The sequence below is a fragment of the Streptomyces sp. Q6 genome, from assembly GCF_036967205.1.
Classification (GTDB): domain Bacteria; phylum Actinomycetota; class Actinomycetes; order Streptomycetales; family Streptomycetaceae; genus Streptomyces; species Streptomyces citrinus.
The window spans coordinates 7,510,030-7,531,736 of the sequence record NZ_CP146022.1; the positions used below are offsets into that span (position 1 = coordinate 7,510,030).

At 70.7% G+C, this 21,707-nt stretch carries 13 protein-coding genes; 3 read left to right on the top strand and 10 right to left on the bottom strand.

Going from position 1 to position 21,707, the window contains the following annotated elements; all coding sequences use genetic code 11:
* The first annotated feature begins 2 nt into the window (after positions 1–2).
* A complete protein-coding gene (locus tag V2W30_RS34545) occupies positions 3–1,667 on the top strand; it encodes an N-6 DNA methylase (RefSeq protein WP_338702529.1) in 1,665 nt (554 codons plus the stop codon).
* Between the two features lie 99 nt (positions 1,668–1,766).
* Here V2W30_RS34545 and V2W30_RS34550 read toward each other — a convergent pair whose 3' ends face one another.
* The 8 genes from V2W30_RS34550 to V2W30_RS34585 all read right to left on the bottom strand — a co-directional run bounded on the left by V2W30_RS34550 (position 1,767) and on the right by V2W30_RS34585 (position 13,302).
* Positions 1,767–3,902: a UvrD-helicase domain-containing protein gene (locus tag V2W30_RS34550; RefSeq protein ID WP_338702530.1), complete on the bottom strand. Its 2,136-nt coding sequence runs from the start codon at positions 3,900–3,902 to the stop codon at positions 1,767–1,769.
* 33 nt (positions 3,903–3,935) lie between these two features.
* Entirely contained in the window at positions 3,936–5,189 is a 1,254-nt protein-coding gene (locus V2W30_RS34555; protein ID WP_338702531.1) for an McrC family protein, read from the bottom strand.
* Positions 5,186–6,988 carry a DUF4357 domain-containing protein gene (locus V2W30_RS34560; RefSeq protein ID WP_338702532.1) on the bottom strand — a complete coding sequence of 601 codons (1,803 nt, stop codon included), beginning with the start codon at positions 6,986–6,988 and terminating at the stop codon, positions 5,186–5,188. The genes V2W30_RS34555 and V2W30_RS34560 overlap by 4 nt, the downstream gene beginning before the upstream one ends.
* A gap of 113 nt (positions 6,989–7,101) precedes the next feature.
* Entirely contained in the window at positions 7,102–9,618 is a 2,517-nt protein-coding gene (locus V2W30_RS34565; RefSeq protein ID WP_338702533.1) for an Hsp70 family protein, read from the bottom strand.
* A gap of 49 nt (positions 9,619–9,667) precedes the next feature.
* Positions 9,668–10,297 carry a nucleotide exchange factor GrpE gene (gene grpE / locus V2W30_RS34570; RefSeq protein WP_338702534.1) on the bottom strand — a complete coding sequence of 210 codons (630 nt, stop codon included), beginning with the start codon at positions 10,295–10,297 and terminating at the stop codon, positions 9,668–9,670.
* Positions 10,294–10,566 (bottom strand): hypothetical protein, encoded by a 273-nt coding sequence (locus tag V2W30_RS34575; protein ID WP_338702535.1) that lies wholly within the window; start codon positions 10,564–10,566, stop codon positions 10,294–10,296. Before V2W30_RS34575 ends, grpE begins: the two co-directional genes overlap by 4 nt.
* Positions 10,563–12,785, bottom strand: coding sequence for a hypothetical protein (locus V2W30_RS34580; RefSeq protein WP_338702536.1), 2,223 nt, complete (start codon positions 12,783–12,785; stop codon positions 10,563–10,565). The genes V2W30_RS34575 and V2W30_RS34580 overlap by 4 nt, the downstream gene beginning before the upstream one ends.
* A 70-nt stretch (positions 12,786–12,855) precedes the next feature.
* The gene (locus V2W30_RS34585) at positions 12,856–13,302 is read right to left on the bottom strand and encodes an ATP-binding protein (protein WP_338702537.1); all 447 of its coding nucleotides are present in this window, start codon (positions 13,300–13,302) and stop codon (positions 12,856–12,858) included.
* A gap of 146 nt (positions 13,303–13,448) precedes the next feature.
* On the opposite strand from V2W30_RS34585, the gene V2W30_RS34590 reads away from it, so the two are divergent.
* Together V2W30_RS34590 and V2W30_RS34595 are read left to right on the top strand one after the other, a co-directional pair.
* On the top strand, positions 13,449–14,318 hold the full coding sequence (locus tag V2W30_RS34590; RefSeq protein WP_338702538.1) for a helix-turn-helix transcriptional regulator: 870 nt from the start codon (positions 13,449–13,451) through the stop codon (positions 14,316–14,318).
* Positions 14,315–14,506 (top strand): DUF397 domain-containing protein, encoded by a 192-nt coding sequence (locus V2W30_RS34595; RefSeq protein WP_338702539.1) that lies wholly within the window; start codon positions 14,315–14,317, stop codon positions 14,504–14,506. Before V2W30_RS34590 ends, V2W30_RS34595 begins: the two co-directional genes overlap by 4 nt.
* Before the next feature lie 60 nt (positions 14,507–14,566).
* Here the strand turns inward: V2W30_RS34595 and V2W30_RS34600 are convergent, their stop codons facing one another.
* Both V2W30_RS34600 and V2W30_RS34605 read right to left on the bottom strand, forming a co-directional pair.
* Entirely contained in the window at positions 14,567–18,682 is a 4,116-nt protein-coding gene (locus V2W30_RS34600) for an Eco57I restriction-modification methylase domain-containing protein (protein ID WP_338702540.1), read from the bottom strand.
* Positions 18,682–21,645, bottom strand: coding sequence for a DEAD/DEAH box helicase (locus tag V2W30_RS34605; protein ID WP_338702541.1), 2,964 nt, complete (start codon positions 21,643–21,645; stop codon positions 18,682–18,684). Before V2W30_RS34605 ends, V2W30_RS34600 begins: the two co-directional genes overlap by 1 nt.
* Positions 21,646–21,707: the final 62 nt, after the last annotated feature.

Consider the following 21,707-nt stretch of genomic DNA (forward strand, 5'->3'; position numbering starts at 1 on the left):
CCATGCCGGATCAAGCCGCACCTGCCATCGGCCCTCTCGTCACTGGGTCGGAGATCGCCAGGATCGCCGGGGTCACCCGCGCCGCCGTGTCCAACTGGCGGCGTCGCTACGACGACTTCCCCGCCCCTTCGGGTGGCGCGGCGAGCAGCCCGTTGTTCGCGCTCGCCGAGGTCCAGGCGTGGCTGGAGAAGCAGCGGAAGGGGCAGGACGTCTCGGCCGAGGTCCAGGTGTGGCAGGAGCTGCGGGCCGCCTACGGAGACGACATGGTCGCTGGCCTCGCGGATGTGGCCGAGCTGCTCTCCAAGGGGCAAGGGCGTCGCCCGCCGGGGTTGCGCCTGCCGCGAGAGGCGGTGGCCCGGGTGCGCGCACTCGTCGAATCCGAGCGGCCCGTTGACGTCGTGAACGCACTGATCGACCGTTTTACCGACGCCGTCCGCCGCGCCGGGTCGGACCAGCTGACATCGCCTCGCCTTGCCCGCGCCGTACGCCACTTCGCACCGCCGCCGGCGCCCGGAGCGACGGTCTTCGATCCTGCCTGCGGCATCGGTCTGCTGCTCCTCGCCGTCGCCGGGCAGACCGGGGCGCACTGCCGTGGACAGGAGTCCGATGCCGACTCAGCGCGGCTTGCCACGGTGCGCGCCGCCCTGTCCTCGGTGCCCGACACCCGGATCGAGACGGGTGACTCGCTGCGCGACGACCGCTGGCCCGACCTCCGGGCCGAACTGGTGGTCTGCGATCCGCCAGTGGGAGTCACCGGATGGGGCCGCGAGGAACTCCTGCTCGATCCACGCTGGGAACTCGGTACACCCTCCAAGGCTGAGGGCGAACTCGCCTGGCTGCAGCACGCCTACGCACACACCGCGCCGGGCGGGCACGTCGTGATCGTGCTGCCCGCCTCCGTCGCCTACCGCAAGGCCGGGCGAAGGATCAGGGCCGAACTGGTCCGCCGAGGCATCCTCACCCAGGTCGTGGCCCTGCCTCCGGGTACGGCCTCCTCGCATGCCCTCCCCATCCACCTCTGGACCCTGCGCCGCCCCGGGCCGGGCGACACCCCGCCGGCCACGGTGCGCATGGTCGACCTCACCGCCAACGATCCCGACGGCGACCTGGACCCGCGCCCCGAGCAGACCGGAGACATCCCCCCGATCAACCTTCTCGACGACACGGTCGACCTCACGCCGGGCAGCCACCTCCAGGCCGGGCACCGCGACTATCCCGGCGAGTTCACGGCCCTGCGCGGCGACCTGGAGGAGCAGCTGCACCGTCTGACCGCACTGCTGCCACAGCTCCGGCCCGGTGCCGGGGCGGGCTCGCTCGACGGCGCCACGGCGGGCGTCGCCGAACTCCTGCGGGAGGGCCTCGTGACCTTCGAAGGCCCGGACCCCGTCTCCGCCAGCGACCAGCTCGACACCGACTACCTCCAGGGCTTTCTGCGCAGCCCGGCCAACACTCGCCGAGCCACCAGCGCCTCCGGCACCTACCGGATGGAGGCCAAGGGCGCCAGGATCCCGCAGATGGCCATCGAGGAACAGCGCCGCTACGGTGCGGCCTTCCGCGGCCTCACCGAATTCGAGGCGTCGATGCGGACCGTGTCCGAGCTCAGCCGCCGACTCGCCGACCTGGCCCGCGACGGCCTCTCCTCCGGTGCCCTGGCCCCGGAGGACTGAGGACACCCGCCGGGCGGCTCCGAAGGCGGTGCATCCGCAGCCCCGGAGCCGCCGGTTCCTCCGGGATCGGAAGGAACCGGCTCGGCTGCCCGCTCCAGTTCATTCCTGGGCCGGCAGGAACTCGCTCGGCTGCCCGCTCCAGCTCACGCTCAGCGCCTCGCGCGCCCTCGTACAGGCGACGAAGAGCAGGCAGCGCTCGCGCAGCAGATCGGCTTCGTGCTGCGGTGCATCCGCCTCCAGCGGGGTGATCTCCCGGGCGAAGGGCACCGTTCCGGTCGTGACGCCGAGTACGGAGACCGCCCTGAACTCCAGCCCCTTCATGGCGTGCATCGTCGCCAGCCGGATCCCCGGCGTCTGAGCCGCGACCTGCCCCTTCACCCGCACCACCGGGATCCCGGCGGCCTTCAGCCTGGCCTCTGCCGCGTCGAGTGCCAGGTTGAACCGTGCGCAGACTCCGATCTCGTGCGGGGCGAGCCCTTCGCCGAGCCAGGCCCGCACCCGCTCCACGAGCGCGGTGTGCTCCTCCGCCTGGGTGGTGTACCCGCCGGCCTCGGGACGGCGCCCGTGCAGCAGCGAGCGGTAGCCGGCCAGGGAGTCGGCTCCTTCGCCTTCCAGCGCGTCCACGCTGACCGGGGCGAGCAGTCGCGCCGACCAGACCAGGATCTCCTCGGTGGAGCGGTAGTTGAGGCGCAGTCGGAAGCTGCGCCCTGCGGTGGCGATGCCCAGCGAGCCGAGCGTCACCCGGGAGTCGTAGATCCGCTGGTGCGGGTCGCCGGTGAGGAACAGATCGTCGGGGCCGGGAGCGACGGCGGCTCGGAGCACCCGCCACTGCGCGGGGTGCAGGTCCTGCGCCTCGTCCACCACGACATGGTCGTACGGGGTCGGACCGGCGGCGAGCAGGTCGGCCGCTCGGGCGCAGACCCGCAGGTGTGTGGTGGCGCCACGCTCCTGCAGCAGCTTCTCGAACCGCTCGACGCCGCTCCACACCAGCTCGCGCCGGGCCGCTCCGAGTCCCGTGCCGCGTCCGCGCCGGCTCGCCGCGAGGTAGCCGTCCAGATCGCGGATGTCCTGCCCGAGAACCACATGTCGGTACTCCTGTGCCAGGAAGCGGTCCTGGAACGGCAGGGCCAGCTGCTTGACCGCCTTCTCCCACAGCTGCCGCTGATCGCGGTCGCCCACCGGCTTCGGTGCGGAGCCGGTGTGCTGTCGCACCACGCCGTTGGCGTAGGCGTCGACCGTCGTCACATCGACCCGGGCGAGCAGGTGCTCGTCCTCTTCGAGAAGAAGACCGAGCATGTCGCGCAGCCCGGCGGCCAGCGCGTTGGTGTACGTCGTCAGCAGGATCCGGCTGTCCGGCGACCGCCCGAGCAGGTGCTTCACACGGTGCAGCGCGGCCACCGTCTTGCCTGTTCCGGGACCGCCGGTGACCTGCACCGGTCCGCCGTACGACGTGCGGAGGGCGACCCTGCGCTGGGACGGGTGCAGAAAGACCCGCCAGGCCGCGAACGGCTTCGCCAGGACCTCCTCCAGTTCCTGGGGGCCGGTGACCAGGCGGATCCGGGCGGTGGTGTTGCTGATGACGGTGGCGAGGTCCTCGACCGGCTCGGGCGGTGCGTCCACCGGGCGGCGCACCGCCACCACGTCCCGGTAGACCTCCTCCGGTGAGAAGCCCTCCGCGAGGTACTGCAGGACCTCCAGCTGATCCTCTGGCAGTAGTGTCGCGAACGCCTCCAGCTGTGCCTTGTCCGCCATCGAGCGCGCGGCGCGCAGCACCTGTGCGTCGATGCCCAGTTCGCGCAGGACCCCGTCGGAGACGCCGGAGAACAGCAGCTTCGGCGCCTTGCGGGACGCCGTCTCGTACAGCGGCGTCAGTTCGTCGAGCGCGACCGCGTCACGTACCTCCAGACCTCGGGTGGCGGTGTTCGCGCTGTACAGGCGCTTTGCCGCCCACGTGTACGCGTCGTCGTGCGGCAGCACATGGACGAGGAGGAACAGATCGCTGCTGTCGTCCGGCGCGAGGACCACACCGCGCCAGAAGTCGGTGATCCGTATGGTGCGCATCCGCCGGTCGCGGGCGTTCTCCACGGATTCCAGGTGCAGGCCCTTGTCCGCGTTGAGTTCGGCAGCGGTGAGGGCCTGGAACTTGGCCATGGCCTTGCGGACGCCGGCTCTGACCGGCTTCTCCAGAGTTTCGTATCCGTCCCAGAAGCTCTGGGCGAAGGCGAGTCGGGGCATGGGCCGAGGCCCCCTTTCCATCGGTATCAGATGTCAGTCGGCGGATCCGGCGAGGCGGGCGGCGAGTTCCCGGAACGTCCGCAGCAGCGCCGCGGGTTCCGAGGTGAGGTCGAGGCTGTGCTGGAGCAGCCGCAGACCGCCGGTTCCGCGTACCTCGGTGGCCCGCTCGGGCAGCCGGCCCGCCGCGTACACCAGATGCGCCTCGCGCAGGCCGAGCACGGTGGCGTAGGCGAGCGCCTGGTACAGGTCGGCGTTCGGATAGCCGTCGGACTTGTACGGCTTCTCGGTCTTGTACTTGGCGTCGACGACGGCGACGGGTGTGCGGCCGTCCGCGGCGTACACCACCAGATCGGGCTTCATCCGGACCCGGCCGCCGAGGTCGAGGTGGTGTACGTCCTGCAGCCGCGCCGTCAGACCGTGTTCCCGGAGGGCCTCGCGCAGCGCGACCGTCACGAAGTCCTCGAAGAGCTTGTTCATGTCCAGCAGGAAGCCGTCCAGAGCGAGCGGCCCGGGCCGGTGCTCCGGCGAGGTGGAGCGCAGTACGGCTTCGGCGAGGCGCAGGGCGGGCTGGTACCGGGAGTTGAGACGGGACGGCTGCCAGAGCGGCAGTTCCTGGCCGCGTACCAGGGGACCGGCGTCCGCGAGGCGGACCCTCTGGTGGGCGAGGCGGCGCCGCACAGGCCCTGGCACGTGCGGCAGCCGCAGCAGCCTCTCCACCGCGGCGCGCAGGATGCGGTTCTCGGCGGTGTCAGCGGTGTACGCGTCGTAGACGATCTCGACGGGCGGGGTGCGGCCGAAGTGCCGCCGGATCTGCTCGGCCTCCCGCAGCCGGCCGCGTACCACCAGCGCGGACTCCGCCACCTCCCGGTAGCCCTGGAGCACCCCCTGGCGCAGTGCTCCGTCGATCTGCCGCTCCACCGCGTACGCGAGAGCGGGCACCATGTCGTCGTGCGCACCGGTACCGACCGCGCCCTCACGGCTGTCACGCCAGGCGCCGGCCGGGTTCAGGCTGAAGCCGAGCAGGAAGAACAGCCGCCCCACCGGCGTCTTCGGCGCGATCCGCAGGACCGTCCCGCCGGGCAGCCGGACCGCACCGACCTGGTTGCCCGCCCGCAGCCGCCAGTGTCCGGGCCGCTCGGGATCCGGCGCGACGCTGTCGAGGAACCGCGATGCGACGAGGGCCCGCCCGACGGCCGCGTCGAGCGGCACGGACACGGTGTCGCCGTACTCCCACAGCGTGATCTCGTCAGAGATGTCCCTCTGCTGCTCCGGGGCCGTGCCGCTCATGCCCGTCGGATCCGCTCGCGCAGCGCGTCCAGGCCGTAGCGGGCGGCGATGTCGAGGCCCTCGCCGTAGTGGTGTTCCTCAAGCAGCGGGAGGATCTTGGTGCGCCAGGTCCGGTCGAGCCCGCCCTCGCGGTAGACGCCGGGCTTCATCAGATAGGACGGGCCGATGGCGAAGTCGGGGTCGTCGATCGCCTCGTTGAGGGCGTCGAGCAGGCTGGCCGGCTCGGGGTCCTTGCCCTCGCGCTCCAGCCAGCGGGTGAGCAGGCCCGCCGTGGGCTCCACCCGCGGGGAGAGCTCCACGAACGCGAAACGGCGCCGCATCGCCGCGTCCACCAACGCGATCGACCGGTCCGCGGTGTTCATGGTGCCGATCACGTACAGGTTCGGCGGCAGCCCGAAGTCGTCCCCCGAGTAGGTCAGGCGCACCGAGCGCGTGCGGTACTCCAGGAGGAAGTACAGCTCGCCGAAGACCTTCGCAAGATTGGCCCGGTTGATCTCGTCGATGATCAGGAAGTGCGGCACATGCCGATTGCCCTCGCGCGAAGCGGTGTCGGCGAGTTCCCGCAGCGGTCCCGCCGTCAGCCGGAACGCGACCTCCCGGGTCTCAGGGTCCTCGACCGGCCGGAAGCCCTCGAAGAAGTCCTCGTACGCGTACGACGGATGGAACTGGACGATCTTGACTTGTTCCGGGCCGCCGCCGAAGTACTCGGCCAGCTGCAGCGCCAGATACGTCTTTCCGGTGCCGGGCGGCCCGTAGAGCACCATCTGCCGCTCGTCGAGGAGGAGTTCACGCAGTTCGTCGACGAAGGACCGGTCGTGGACGAGCAGCTTGTGGGCGAACTCCTCGGTGACCTCGGGGAGCGTCAGGACGCGCTGCTCGGTGGAGGAGTCCAGGACCTGCCCGGCCTCCTCCGAGGCGGTCCCTGCGCCGCCGGTGAGCGCGGCGAGCTGCTCCAGGACGGAGGTCAGGTCGACCACGTCGTGCTGGGCGGAGAGCTTCTGCTGTATTTCCTCCGGCAGTTCCTCGTACGGGTGGCTCGTCTCCTGCCAGGACACCGTGCGCCGCAGGTTGGAGAGCCCGCCGGGAGAGCCCGACTGCACCAGGTCGCCGGTGATCCGCCCAAGGTGGAGCAGACCGTCGCTGAGGGTGGCGACGGTGTCGCCGATTCGCATCTGGGTGATGAAGGCGTGCAGTTCGTCGACGAGTCCGCGCTTCTGGTGGTAGGTCGCCGAGCCCTCATAGCCTTCCTCGACGAAGCGACGCAGCACGCTCTTGGTCGGGTCGGGCTCGTCCACCTGCGGAAGGTGTGCCGCATCGAGTGAGACGACGCCCTCCTTCAGCCAGAGCTGACGGACCAGGTTGTGCCCGGAGACGTTGTTCCCCCGCACCAGCCAGGCCTTCTGCGGAGCCCGCCAGCTCTGCGGCAGGAAGTCGCCGAGGCGGTGCCCGTCGTCGGTGCTGCGCCAGGTGCCGGGCCCTGTGGCTCCGTAGCCGAGAACCAGTGCGGCCGCGGCGGACGGCGAGTTGCACTCGATGTCGCGGGACGCGGTCCACGTGTCGGAGCGGGGCCCATCGGCCAGCGTCCCGCTGTCCCGCAGTTCGGCACGGAGCCGGCGGGCGGCAGGGGGCAGCCCCGGCCAGTCCTCCGCCGATACCGCCGATCCCGCGGTCACCAGGAACTTGTGCGATCCGTTGTCACCGATCTCGGTGAGCAGATGACCGCGGGCCTCCCCGGCGTCCTTGGGCAGGGCGATCCGGAAGTCCGGGAAGCCGGGAAGGCGGTCGGGGAGCTGCGGCATGGGGACCTTCCGTGGCGTGGGCGGATCGGGCGGTACGAAGCACGTCCAGCGTACGTGTTGACGGTGTCAATGGGTGTGTGCGGCGTGTAGAGCGCTCACCACACCCCGTTCACCTACCGGCGCTCGGGGAACACCTGGGCACTGTCCCGGTGCTTCCGCGCCGTCGGGACGGGCGCCTGAGAGTGGCCGGCGAGGTCGTTCAGCTTCACGTGCAGGGCGTCCTGATCGGCGTAGTCCCCGCGTGTGGCCGCGGCGCGCAGTTCGTCCCAGGTGGTCAGGACGGAGCGCCGTACGGACTCCGGGAAGCGGCCGAGCTCGGCGTCGTGGGCCGCGAGCATGGACCGCCAGGTGGCGGTGTCGATCTGCCGCCACAGGCTGCGGGCGTTCTCCGTCGCGGCCCGCATCGCGGGCAGATCCATCCGCTCCCGGGCCGCGTCCAGGGCGCGCCGTGCGTCGCCCAGCTCTCCGGCCAGCCGGCCAAGACCCAGCTCCCGGCCCCGGCGTGCACCGATGGACACGTTGGCCGTCCAGCCGCGTGCGTTCCGGCACGTCTCCACCGTGTCGCGGGCCTCGTCGAGGAATCCGTCGAGGGACCGGCCGAGGGTTTCACCGCGCACGGTCGCGGTGAGCTGCTCGGTCAGTTCCGTGAAGGCGTCGCGCTCCGCGTCCTTGAGCTCGTCGCCGAAATGGGCGAGATGGGTATGGACCTCGTCAAGGAGATGAGCGGCGTCGCGGCCGATTCCGTCGGCGACCGCGCTGCGGCGCAGCCGCGCTCCCTGCTCCTCGCCGTCGCCGAGGCGGTAGGCGAGGTGCACGGTGCGGTTCTCGTCGATCCGTACGCGCAGGACGAGCCGCTCCGCACCTCCGGAGCCTGCGCCGAGGAGATGTGTGTGCTGTCCGCAGAACTCGTTGCGGGCATGGGACTTCTCATGCGGTCCTTCGACGAACCGGAAGGTCAGCGCGGTGGCGGTGTCAGGCCGGACCTGGAGGTCCTCGATGTTCTGCCAGTCGGTCGGGTACGTCGTTCCGGCGGGGAAGACGACCGCTACGGTGCCGTCGTCGAGGGCAAGCCCCAGGTTCTGGGCGGTGACCTGCTCCGGCTGGTCGGTGTGGAAGAGCGCGTCACAGGCCGAACACGCCGTCAGACCGGAGGCGTTGACCATCTGGCACCGGGGGCACTTCAGGCCGCCCGCGTCCAGCGGCTGGTCGCAGTCCCGGCACACGGTGGACGTGGTGGAGTTCTGCCGGCAACCGCAGTGCGGGCATTCGGCGCGGGCCGCGACGGGGGCGGACGCCCGCAGCCCGGAGAGGTCACGGGCACAGACCGGGCAGCTCACGGTCCCCTCGGCGGCGGGCACATGACAGTCGGGGCAGTCGATCGTCGCTGTGCCGAGCAGCGAGGTGCCGCAGTCGGGGCAGGCGCTCTCGGCGAGCGGGATCCCTGTGGTCAGGCACTGCTCGGAGGGGCAGGCGAGAGCGGATACGAGCCCGGTCTCGATGCCGGCGCCCAGTGCGACGGCGGCCATCGGGTCGGTTTCGCTGTTCACCTTCTCCTCACCGAACAGTTCGGTCAGCAGGCGGCGGACGAGCGGGATACGGGTCGAGCCGCCGACGAGGAGGACCTTGTCGATGTCCTCGGGCATCCTGGACGTCTCGCGCAGCACGCCGCGGGTGATCTCCAGGGTGCGGGCGATGTCAGCGCTGATCAGCGCCTCGAAGCCGTCGCGGGTGACCTTTCCCGTCCAGGAGCCGCCGTTCTCTCCCAGCGGCGCGAGGATGATCTCCGCTGCGGGAACGTCCGAGAGCTCGATCTTGGTCCGTTCGGACGCGGCGCGGATCCGCGCCGCGTCGCCGGTCCCGGAGAGGTCGCGGTCGCCGAGCCGTTCCTCGACGAGCATCCGGTAGAGCGCGGAGTCGAAGTCGGCTCCGCCGAGCGACTTGTCCCCGCCGAGGCCGTACACCTTGAAGTACCCGGGTCCGATGATCAGCAGCGATACGTCGAAGGTGCCGCCGCCGAGGTCGTAGACGAGTACCGAGCACATGTCGTCGTCGTCCTCGACGAGGCGCTCGACTCCGAAGGCGTGGGCCGCAGCGGTCGGTTCCTCCAGGATCCGTACGACGGTGAAGCCCGCCAGCTCCCCGGCTTCCCGCACCGCCGCGAACTGCGGTTCCGTGAAGTACGCCGGTACGGTGATCACGGCCCGCCGGAAGGGTTCGCCGGCGGTGTTCTCGGCGTCCGTGCGCAGCCGCCGCAGCAGGATCGCCGAGATCTGCACGGGCGTCAGCCAGTGGGCGCCGAGCCGGATCTCGACCCCTCCGTCCCCGTCGGTGGACTCCCGCACCGGTGGTGCGTCCGCGGGCCGTTCGGCGAGCAGTCGCTGTACGTCGTCGTCGGCGTGGCGGCGGCCGATCAGTCGCTTCACCTCGGTGATCACGGAACCGGGCAGCCGGTCGCGCACGCCGAGCGCCTCGCTGCCCACCAGGAGGGACCCGTCGGCGTCCACACCGACGGCGGACGCAGTGGCCTGCTCGCCGTGGCGGTTGGGCAGGACGACCGGAACGCCGCCGTCCATCCAGACGGTGACGGAGTTGGTGGTGCCGAGATCGATTCCGAGCGTGCGGTACGGCATGGCGTGCCCTTCGGGCTGTCTGGACGGGGCAGGGGTGTGCGGTGCGTGCTCAGCGGCGGCGCTTGGAGGGCTTGCGGGGCAGTGGCTGCCGACGCCGGGCGCGGCTGGTGCGGCGCGGCTGGTTCCGGCGTTCTCGCGTGGGCCCGGCTTTTGGCGGCCCGTCGTGTGCTGCTGGTTCGGTGGCGGGCACGGGTACGGGTTGAGGTGCTGGTACTGGTTCCGGTGTGGGCGCGGGCCCGGGTACGGCGAGGACGACGTCGGCCCGGCGCAGGCAGTCGGTCCCGTGCCGGAAGCCGGTGACGGTCTCCCGTAGGACGGTGCCCTCGGGGGCGGTCGGGTGTGGTTCCACGCCCGTCACCCGCGCCTCCACCGGGTCGGGGGTCTTCCCCGTCAGGTCCATGGGGCGGACGTCGTGGCGGGCGAGTTCGGCCCGGAGCATCCGGTGGGCGGCGTCCGTCTGCTGCTGCACGGCGGCAGCGAGCCGTCCGGTGGGGTCTGCTTCGGACCGTCCGAGCTCCTCGGACCGGGCCGCCGTGTCGGCGAGGAGGTCGTCGAGCGGCAGCAGCGCGGTGAGCAGGCCGGTCAGCCGGGCTTCGGCGTCGTCGCGCTTACGGGAGAGCGCCGCGACGCGGACGCGCAGCTTGCTCAGCTCGTCGGGGCCGGGCGGGGGAGTGGTCACTGCGGTGCGGGGCCTTCCGGTGCGGCGGTGGACGGGAGGGGAGGGGTGAGCAGTTCGGCGACGAGGGAGTCGGCTGGGGTGCGGGCTGCGTCGTGGGCGGCCTTCAGGGCGCGCTCGCGGTCCGTGTCCCGGGCACGGCGAGCCCGGGAGATCGCCACGCCTGCCGCCTTCGCGAGGTCCCCCTGACCGATGCCCGGCCGGGTGTTCGGAACGAGCTCGAAGACGGTGGGGCCGAAGTAGGGCATGGGTGTGCGGGAGTGCGCGGTCACAGGGTCTCCTGGGTGTACGGCGGCCGACCGTCCTGGTCCGGCGGCGGTTCGGGGCAGTCGAAGAGCCCGGGAAACAGCTCTGATTCGAAGTCGAAGTCGAAGTCGAGGGCGATCTGCTGCTCGGTCTCCATGTGCAGCGCGTCGGCGGTGCGTTCGTCGCGTACGGCACCGGCGGGGTCGCCGTTGGCGCGGCGGTCGCGGGCGCGCCGGTGGTGCGCGACGGCGACGAGCTGGTCGTACTCCACGTGGCGACCCGGGGTGATGAGCAATCCGGCTTGCAGGGCGATGAGGTCGGACGGGCGTCCGGCGTCTACCAGTTCCGCGGCATGCGGCAGGACGGTCTCCAACGCCTGCTGTTCGGCCTCCGCCCCGGTGAGCCGGGCGAAGGACGCGGCGGCGGCGAGCAGCAGGGGCACCTGCCGGGTGTAGCCGTCGGCCCGTGCTTCGAGCTGTCGGACGGCCGTCTCGCGCAGGCTATGGGCGAGGTCACCGTCGCTGACACGGTCTGCCCGTTCGTCCCAGGAGGGATGTACTTCCTCCCGCTGCCGCAGGGCCCTGCGCGCCTCGGTCTTCTTCCCGGCAAGGGCCTTCTCCGCGATCCGTTCCGTCATCCGGGCGCGGTACCACGCGTGCACCTCACGCAGTTCGTCGACCGGTTCCTCGGCACGGAATCCGCGGTGCAGGAGTTCCCGGACCCGCTCAAGCCCGGGCTGCCTGCCTCGCCTGGCTCCCGTGATGACGGCGGCGACCTCGGAGAGTTCCAGGGCGTCAAGCGCGCGCAGTGCCTCTGCGGCCGCCGGATCGCCCGGCAGCACGCTCAGTGCCCGCTGGAAGCGGGCACGGCTCTGCCTCCTGTCCTTCCGGCGCAGCACCTCGGTGCCGCGCCGGACCAGTGCGGCCGCCAACTCCGTGGCGAGAACGGTGTCTTCGGGAGCGAGCGCGTGCGCGGACTCCAGCCAGTGGATGCGCTGGACGAGCGAGGCCCGCTGGTAGCCGTTGCCGTCCTGGCCCGCGCTCAGCCCGGCTTTGCGGGCCATCTCGTGGTGCCACGGGTCGAGTACGAAGCCGAGACGGGCGGCTGCCGTGAGGTCGTCGAGGGTGTCCCGCCACTCGCCTTTCTCGAACTGCTCATGGGCTCTGGTGGCCAGGGCCCGGGCGAGGTGCGGCGCACAGGCTCGGTGGGCGTCGGACTCCGCCTGCCAGGTGGCGGGTTCGCCGTGGCGGCGGGTGTACGCGGTGAGGAGAGCGCGGTGCTCGCCGCACTCCTCCAGCTGCCGGGCGGCTGCGTCCACGGTGACGGGCGAACCCATCCACAACCGGCCGCCGAACAGCAGTCCCGAACAGGGGGGAGCGGTCTCGCGTGTGGGCAGCGGCCAGGCGTCGGCTGGGCACAGGCAGCCAAAGCCGTCGACGCAGCTGCCGAAGCAGTCCTCCATGCGCAGGTAGCCGCGTTCGCCGCGGACGAGCTCGCCGCTGTACTCGTACTCCTCGACGTTCCAGGCGGTCTCCCAGGCGTCGAGGACGTCGTGGCCGTCGCGTTCGTCGACCGAGCGGAGCGCTGTACGGATCCGGCCGGCCAGCGTGTCGCGAGCGGACCGCCACTCCTGGGCGCCGATGGGAGCGCCACGCCGGGCCGTCACCAGTGCTTCGAAGCGGAGCGGGTCCTCTTCGTGGAGCAGCAGGTGCCAGACACCGATGGTGAAGACCGCGTCTGCCGGAGCGACCGCCTCTCCTGTCGCGAGCGAGCGCAGAGTGCCGATCGCGAGCGCGTGTACCAGGGCGGTGCGGCGGTTCCCGGACGGGTCCGGGACGGCGTCCAGGACCTGACCGATCGTCCCCTCAAGGGCCGCCTGCCACACCAGCCGCCACAGCACATGCGCCGGGCAGCACAGGCAGGGCGTCTCGCCGGATGCGGCCTCCGGGGCGTCGAGCACGGTGCGGACGTCGCAGTGGCAGCCGATGTCGCAGGGCTGGTCCTCGCCGCTCGCGGGCGGGGTGTCGCCGAACACCGCGAGCCAACTGCGGGCCGCCCCGGGCCAGTTGCCCGCGCGTTCGGCAAGCAGGGCGCGCAGTGCGTAGTAGGAGGCGCGGTCGCCGTCGGACAGGCCGGTGCGGGCTGTGGAGATGCGGTCCAGCAGGTTGAGCGAGTACGCGAATGTGCCCGTGCCGTAGGCGCGTTCAGCCTGACGGAGCATGCGGGTGGCGTCGGTGATGTTCAAGCAGGTCCCCCATGTGCACGTGGTGCACGGTTGACCTTATGGGGCCCCTGTTGGCGTGGTCAACGGACCGTCAGATATCGGACGGCGTGGCCAGTTCCGCTCGTACGGTCTTGCCGCCCGGCGAGCGGGCCACGGTTTCCCAGTGGTCGGCGAGGAGGGTTACGAGGGTGAGGCCCCGGCCGCCGGTGGAGAGGTCGTGGTTCTCGGGGGCGGAGTGGGGGAGACGGTCGCCGCGGGCGTCGGAGACCTCGATGAGAAGGCGGCCGGGGTGGGGCAACGGGGCGTAGATCAGGGCGAGTTCGAAGTCCCGGCCGGGAACGCGGCCGTGCAGGACGGCGTTGGCGGCGAGTTCGGCGACTACGAGTTCGGCACGCTCCGTGACGTCTGGCTGGAGGCCCCAGGTGTGGAGTTCGGTGACGGCGAGGAGCCGGGCGAGGCGTGCGCCGCGACGGGTGGACGACAGTCGCTGCCTGAACGTCAGTGTGGAGGTGGCGAGTTGGGGTGCGGTGCGGTTCATGAGGCCAGCGTGGCCCGCGCGGGCGTGGAACGGTGAGAGGCGCGGCCCGTACGGGGGGTCACCGTACGGGCACATGGGGTGGACAGTACGGGGCGTACGCCGTCACTCTGAGTGCGTGTGATCGTGCGGGCGGGAAGGGGTGGCGGATGACCATCGTCGGAGAAGGGGCCGGAGTGCTTCCCGAGGGGGAAGGGGACGGGGAGCGGGAACCGCATCCGTCGGACAGTCTGCGGACGTTCGGCGCGGTCGTACAGGCGCTGCGCGAGCACGCGGGGCTGAGCCGGGTGGAGTTCGGGGAGAAGGTGCGGTTCTCGAAGCACACCGTGGAGTCCGTGGAGCTGGGACGCCGGATGCCGGACGAGTCGTTCGTGGAGCTCGGGGAGGAGGCTACGGGGAACACGGGGGCGCTACGGAAGTCGGCGCGGTATCTGTCGCGGGGGGAGGTGGGGTTGGCGGCGTGGTTTCGGGAGTGGGCTCGGCTGGAGCGGACGGCGGTGAGTCTGTGTACGTACGAGTGCAGGCTGGTGCCGGGGTTGTTGCAGTCGGAGGCGTATGCGCGGGCGGTGTTCGAGGGCACGATTCCGGTGGTGACGGACGAGCGGCTCGAAGCGCTGTCGGCGGCGCGGGCGGAACGGCAGCGGATGCTGGTGGAGCGGCCGACGACGTTGTTCAGCTTCATCGTGGAGGAGCACGTGTTCAGGCGGCGGTTCGGGGGTGCGGAGGCCATGCGCGGGATGCTTGATCACGTGCTTGAGCTGACGTCTCGGCGGAACGTGACGTTGCAGGTGGTGCCGTTGGACTCGGCGCTGCACGCGTGCCTGGACGGCCCGGTGCGCCTGCTGGAGACGCCGGAGCGGCGGAGGGTCGGATACGCCGAGGGGCAGCAGAGCGGCCGACTCATCTCGGACGCAAATGAGGTGAGCCTCCTCCACCAGCGCTATGACACACTGCGCTCGCAGGCCCTCAACCCACAGGAAACCAGGGCCCTTCTGGAGAGACTGCGAGGAGAGCGATGACGAGCGGTACAGCGGAACTGTTCTGGTTCAAGTCCAGCTACAGCGGCAGTCAGGGCGACGACTGTGTCGAGATCGCGATCGCCGAGCGGGCCGTCCACGTAAGGGATTCCAAGGATGTGGCGCGTCCGGCCTTCGCTGTTGGCCATGAAGGCTGGGGACGGTTCGTGCGGTTCGCGTCGGAGCGCTGATACGTCGAAGGGGCGCCGTCCGCTGGGTAGCGGGCGGCGCCCCTTTGCGTTGTCCGGACGTCAGCCGTCCTGGCGGGCCGGGTGGCGCGGGCCCTGACCCGGCGGCGGGGTGAGCGTGGACCGGTACGTGCCGGAGTCGCTCTCGTCGAGTGGGGTCTCCAGCGTGAGGCCGGCGGCGGCCATGCGGTCGTACTCGGCGAGGATCAGGTCCTTGGTGCGGAAGGTGCCGTGGGCCGCTTCGTCCTTGCGTTTCACGATGGGGAAGGTGTTGAGGATGTACGACACATCGTCACGGGTGATGCCGTAGAGGTGGAAGAAGAGGGCGTCGAGTTCGGCACGGATGATGACGCGTCGGGATTCGTCCCAGCGGAAGGGGGTGCCGGTGTCGCCGAGGTCTCGGGCGAAGGACTTCATGTCGTGCGCGGTGTAGGTGAGTTCGAGGACGCGCGAGGTGATCGTAGAGGTGTGAATGGTCAGTTGAGTTGGGGACGGGACGGGAAGTTGCTTGACGATGAAGAAGGACATGGAAGTGCCGCCGATGGCCTGGCGAGAGGCGTAGTCCAGTGCGAATGAAGAGAGCGCGGCGGCGAGCAACTCGGGACTCTTGACTAGAGCCAGAAGGAACTTATGGCCGACTCCGGTGGCAGGCGCAAGGGAAGCGATCATGGTGCGTACATCTGTGGCCCGACACATGTCGCGCCAACCCAGCAGCCATTCGGTATCCCACCCCTTGTTGGCCAGCCGGCTCCTCACACCGTCCGCCTTGATGTCGACACCGTGTTGATCGCTGGCGCCTGTCCTGATGTCTGATTCGCCTACCCAATAACGAGGAAGGGCGAGGACGTTCGGATCTTGCTTCTCGCTGATACGAAGCTCCTGGGGGTCGCCCTCAGAGGTGTACGTGGCCCAGCGGTGATCGAAGTGGTGGAGCATCTTCGCCTCGTACAGAGGCAGCAGTCGTTCCTCCCCACGTACCAGTACGTTCCCGTCAAGGCGCCAGCCGTCTGCAAGCATCGAGTCGAGGGTTTCGCTGTCGGCGGGCGAGGGGCGGAAGAGGTGGGAGTCATGGGACATGTCGAACATACGCAGGAACGACACACCCCACGGGTTCCCATTCGTCTTGTCGGACTCCTTGAGGAGAACCGGCACTCGGCGGTAGATGCCGAGGGTGATTTCGGCGTCGCGGCGAGAGCGGAAGACCGGGCACGTACCGGTGTTGGGGTTGAGGAGGGTGATCTCCTCGGGGGTGAGGGTGAAGACCTTGTCGGGGGCCTCCAGATCCGCTGGGTCGTGGGCGAAGAAGGCGAATCGGGCGGCCGGTTCGCGTAGGGAGCGGCCTGCGAGGGAGAGCACGCAGAACTTGAACGAGCGGTGTACGCCGGGGAAGAGGGGCTGCGCGTTCTCAAAGTCGAAAAGTGCAGTCAGCGACCCCTTCGACACCAGGTCCTTGAAGAAGTACTGCGTACGAGCATCCGTCGCGATACCTGTCGGCACGATGACACCGGTACGCCCCCGACTGCCGGTCAGAATGCGGTCAGCCTCGGCGAACAGCGCGTACAGATTGAGATTCCCCTGCCCCGTCAGGGGATAGCGCCCGGAGATGCGAAGGAAGTGGCTCTCGCCATACACCCTGCGCTTGCCAGCCTCGTACTCGTTGAACAACCCCACAGTGTCGGGGTCGTCCCCGAGCGCCTGAATCTTCTTCTTCCGGGCCGCCGTGTTGTTGGTCGCCGCGATGTCCGGTGCTCGTACGGCAAAGAACTCCGTCTCCGGGAAGTTGATGCTGTCCCACGGCGGATTCCCCACCACCACATCGAACCCGCCAGCCCACCCCGTAGCCGGATCGACACCCGCCCCCGACTCCGGAACCGCGAACACCTCCGGGAACTCCAGATGCCAGTGGAAGAACCGGTACTGCTCGCTCAGCGCGAGCACCTCCGTGAGCGTCGCGTCGTTCACCGCCGCCGTGTCCCCGGCAAGCAGGTTCCGTACGACGTCGTGCGTCGGCGCCTCGGGCGCGCCCTGCTGCTTCGGCCAGACGAAGGCGGCACACCACGTGTCCGCCGTCTCGCGGTCGCGCGTGTACGCGGAGGAGCTCACGTACGCCTCGTACGCCGCCTCCTGGGCGTTGACGTCACTGAGGTCGTCGGCCGGAGCATTGGTGATCCGGCTGAGCTGAGCCGCGAGGCGCGCATTGCTCGGCACCGTGACCTCGGACTCGGCGAACAGGTCGCCCTGGCCGCTGCGTTGGGCCTTGTTGCGCTTCTTGAGGGCTGCCGCGTACTTCTTGTCGTCGCCCTCGATCGCATCGAACGCCTCGTCGGGCACGCCGCCCGCGAGGAGTGACGGCGTCGTGCCGAGCAGCGCGTTGCCGTGCCGGACATGCGCGTCCAGGAACCCCAGCGCCTTCCCCGGCTCCATCGCCTCCAGCCACAGCGACACTTTCGCCAGCTCGACCGCCATCGGGTTGAGGTCGACGCCGTAGATGCATCGCGCCACAACCTCCCGCAGCGCATGCCGTACCGCGTCCACCGTCGGCTCCGGGTTGTGCTCGCGTACCGCCGCGACCCGCTTGGCGATCCGCCGTGCCGAGGCGACCAGGAAGTGCCCGGACCCGCACGCCGGGTCGCACACCGTGAGGCCGAGCAGCTCCTCGACGATGTCGTCCGCCGGATCGGGGCGACCGCCCGCCGAGGCCCGCTGCTCGCCGCGCTTGACCGCGTCGTCGATGACCGGGTCGAGCGTCGTGTCGAGAAGGCACTCGATCAGCGAGGACGGGGTGTAGTAACTGCCCGTCGTCTTACGGCTGTTGCCCGCCACCTCGACCAGTTCGAACGACCGGTCCGTCGCTGAGTGCTTCGGCTCCAGTTCGAGGAGCGACTCGTACACCGAGCCGAGTTCCTCCGCGTCCAGGTGCCGGTAGTCGACGGCCCGCCATCGCCGAGCCCCCGGGTCGCGTACCTGCGCCAGGTGCTCGACGGCCGTGAGGAGCGCTTCGTTGGTCAGCTTCAGGCCGTCCAGCGGCTTGTCCGCCTCCTTGCGCGAGAACAGTCCGCCGAGTCCGGGCAGGGCCAGCTCGGGCCGGCCGCCCTCGGTGCCGAGCGCGTCGAGAACGAGCCGCAACGCCTCGTACTGGTCGCCGTGCGCGGTGCCCTGGCGTCGCCGCGCCCGCCTGCGAAGCCGGGCCGAGGAGAAGTAGCGGGCGTAGGCGTCCTTGGCCTGCTCGTCCGCCTCCGGGTCGAGGAGCGCGTCACGGTCCTCGGCGACGAACACGAACAGCAGCCGGTAGACGAGTCGCAGGAGCGCCGCTTGGAGCGCCTTCGGGTCGGTGTTCTCGCGCAGCCGCGTGTTGTCCGGGTGGCGCAGGAAGCCCGTACCGAGAACCGTCAGAGCCTTCTGCACACCGAGCCGCAATTGGTCCAGGGCCCGCGCGCCGGAGGTGACGGCCTCGGTCCGCCACTTCTCCAGCCAGCACCCGGACGCCGCCGTACCCTCCGCCACCTCGAACCGTGACGCGTGCAGCACGCAGTACAGCAGCACGAACTCGCTGAACAGCTCGCCGTCGAAGATCGCCTCCAGGTCGAACTCGACGTACGCGGCTGTCGCGAACGACGACGAGTCGCGGAGCAGGCGCAGGGTTCGACCGTTGGTGAGGACCGCCCAGAGGTGGGCCTCGACCCGGTTGAGGCAGTCCTGGACCAGGGACTGCGGCGGGACCTGCCCGGCCGCCGGCCGCTTGTCCGGCTCCTGGTTCCACGGGATCAGGTGGAGCAGGGCGGGTCCGTGCCGGTGCGAGATGCGGAACCTGGTCTCCGTATCGGAATCGGCGCGGATCCCGTCCGGCCCGACCTCCGTCAGCGTCCCGAAGTCCAGCTTGCGGAAGAGCTGGGAGAGCCAGTCGGAGGAGGCGCGGCCCGTCGGGTCGGCGGCGGGCGCTCCGGTCGCCGGGTCGGCGGGCAGCGCGGTGCGCAGTTCGCGCCAGAGGGGCTTGAGGTACTCCCAGGCGCGTTCGGCCTCGTCGCGGACGGCTACCGAGCCCGGAAGGCCGTAGTCGGCGGACTTGGTGCCCGGCAGGTTCCTCGCCTCGGCGATACGGACGAGCATGTCGCCGGGGAGCAGCCCGCCGACGGTGGTGACGGCGGTGAAGACCGGTGCGGTGCGGGTGGCGGCGGACATCAGGCTTCGGCTCCGGTCACGGTAGAGGCGGCAGAAGGCGTAGAAGGAGAGGCGGGCTGCTGCGGCAGGTACACGTACACGCCGAGGACGTCGGCAGGCTCCTGCGGTACGACCTTCAGGCCGCGCACGATCTCATCGCCGGCCTTGCGCACCCGCCGGTGCGAGGCGTCGAGGTCGGCGGCGAGCGCGACACCGTACTCCGCGATGTGGCCGGACAGGTCCGGCAGTCCGTCCAGGGTGCGGGTGATCTGGTTGCGGGCCAGCTGCTCGTGGGTGTTGGCGGCGGCCCGCGCCCCGAGGAGCGAGGCCGCCGCGTCGTCGTCGAGCCAGCGCGCCCGCGCCGGGAGACCCTCGAAGGCGAGCAGGCGGGCGTCCTCCGCGACGATCTGCCGCTCGCCGTTGCGGGACGGCAGCGTCAGGTGGAAGCGGTAGCGCACCAGGAGGAGCGTGGTGCGGGTGGTGACCGCGTCCGTCGTCACGACGCCGCAGCGGCGGGCCGGACGCGGCCCCGGAGTGTTCGCGTCGAGGGCCGAGTCGAGGACGTACGAGGCAAGTGCGCCGACCGCCGGGTCGGTGCGGACCAGGGCCGCCTCGCCGCGACCGATCGCCGGACTGGTGCGGAACGGGATCTCCCGGTCCTCCTCCACGATCCGCCCGCCGAGCACCGCAGCGAGCCCGTCGCGCACCCCGGCCGGGGTGCCGCCGACCTGCGCGGCGAAGTCGCCGGAGCCGTCGCGCGGGTCGCGGACCTGGGCCTCCAGGTCGCGCAGTGCCTCCAGGACGAAACCGCGGACCTCCTCCGAGCCACCGAGCGCGGCCCGTACGGCGGTGACCTCGCGGGCCACCTCCTCCGGGTGGATGGCGCGCTGCGCGTACTTCGAACGTGACGTCCGCTCGCGCTCGGCGGCCGAGTTCCACTCCCGTTCCATGCGGTCGAAGGACTCCTGGTGGCCGTCGAACTCGAAGAGGCTCTCCTGAGTGCCCTGCCTGCCGTGCAGGAGCAGCCATTCGACGACCGCGTCGGTGACACCGGAGGCCGTCTCGTCGGGGACGGAGACCGAGATGCCGAGGTCCTTCTTGATCTGCCGGTGCTTGGCGAAGAGGACTTCGAGGACCTTGCCGTCGATGCCGTTGTCCTCACCGAACATGGTGATCACCCGGACCTGGTCGCGTTTTTGCCCGTACCGGTCGACACGGCCCTCCCGCTGGTCGTGCCGGGTCGGGTTCCACGCCAGGTCGTAGTGGATCACCGCGTCGAAGGAGTGCTGGAGGTTGACACCCTCGGAGAGGCAGTCCGTGGCGATCAGGACACGGCGGACGGCCGGATCGTCCGCGTTCTCGGCGGCCAGCTTCTCGATGCGCTCCAGGCGCTGCTGCGGGGAGAGCGTGCCGGTGACGGACGCGATCAGTGTCTTCGTCCCCAGCTTCTTCTCCAGCTGCTCCGCCAGGTACTCGGCGGTGGGGATGTAGCGGCAGAAGACGATCGGGCTGTAGCCGTCCGCGATCAGCGACTTGAGGTGCTTGGTGAGGGCCTTGAGTTTGGTGTCGGACGCCGGGCCGTACAACTCGGCGGCTCGGGTGGAGAGTTCACGCAGGCGCGGGTCGCCCTGCTCGCTCTCCGCCGCGCCCGGTGCGACATCCATGCCCTCAAGCCGGTCGCTGTCCGAGGAGTCGCGAGTCAGCGGGGCGCCGAGGGCGTCCGCCTCGGCGGCGGTCCGGGCGGCGGCGGACTCGGAGCGGGTCTTCAGGGTGCTGGCCGCGGCGGCCGGCGAGGACACCATCGAGCGGAGCAGCGCGATCACCGACCACCAGGCGATCCTGGCCTCCCGCTTGCCCTGCAACTTGGCCGTCTCCACCCGGTCGTTGGCGTAGGCGATGGCGTCGTCGAGCAGCGCCCGGTAGGCGGGAGCCAGCTTGTACGGCTCGTCCTTGGTCCACCGGTCGGAGGGGAACGCGGTCCGCTCGGCGAGGGAGTCGTCGGCGAGACCGTCCTCCTTGGTGAGGTACTCGCGGACGTCGGCGCGCTTGCGAGCGACGAAGTGCTCGGCGAGACGGGCCCGGCCCGCCGGGCTCTCCAGGTCGACCGTGGCCAGGTCAGGGCGGACCAGACCGAGCAGATTGCGGAACGCGGACTCCTTGCCGGAGTGCGGGGTGGCCGTGAGCAGCAGCAGATGTCGGTCCTCGTCGGCGGCGATCCGCCGCAGGAGCTCGTAGCGGAGCTGACTGGTGGCCGAGGAGGACGCCGGGCCCTGCGCGTCGTCAGCCGCGACACACGTGTGCGCCTCGTCCACCACCACCAGGTCCGGACAGTGCCGTACGAAGTCCTCGCGATGCCGGGTCGACTTGATGAAGTCCGTCGAGATGATCGTGAACGGGTGGCGGTCGAAGAGCGACTGACCCAGTTCCAGGCCGCGCTCCAGACGCGACACGGTGGAGGCGAGAACCAGCTCGGCGTCGATGCCGAACTTCTCCCGCAGCTCCCCCTGCCACTGCTCGGCGAGCGCGGGAGAGCAGAGCACCGCGAGGCGGCTCGCCTCGCCCTGCGCGAGGAGCTCCTTGACGATCAGACCGGCCTCGACGGTCTTGCCGATGCCCACGTCGTCCGAGATAAGGAGTCGCACCGTGCGTTGCCGCAACGCCATCAGCAGCGGCACCAGCTGGTACGCGCGCGGCTCCACGGCGATCGACGCCAGCGCGCGGAACGGGCCGGCCCCGGAACGGAAACCGATCCGCAGCGCGGTCCGCAGCAGGCCCGCCGCCCGCTGGTCACCCAGGTCGGCCGGGCTCGGCGCCGCGAACTGCGCGGGCCGCACCTCCTCGAAGGCGGGAAAGACCGCCGCGACATCGTCCTCGCCGCCGCCCAGCGGGCGCAGCACCAGCATGCCGGAGGCGCTCTCGGGGAGCACCACCCATTCCCGGCCGCGGGCGGTCACCAGCGAACCGGCCGTGTACGTGGGGCTCATGAGGTCTCTCGGTTCCTTCGGGATCGTGGGGATGGTCGGGAGGGGCGCGGTGCCGGGCGTAC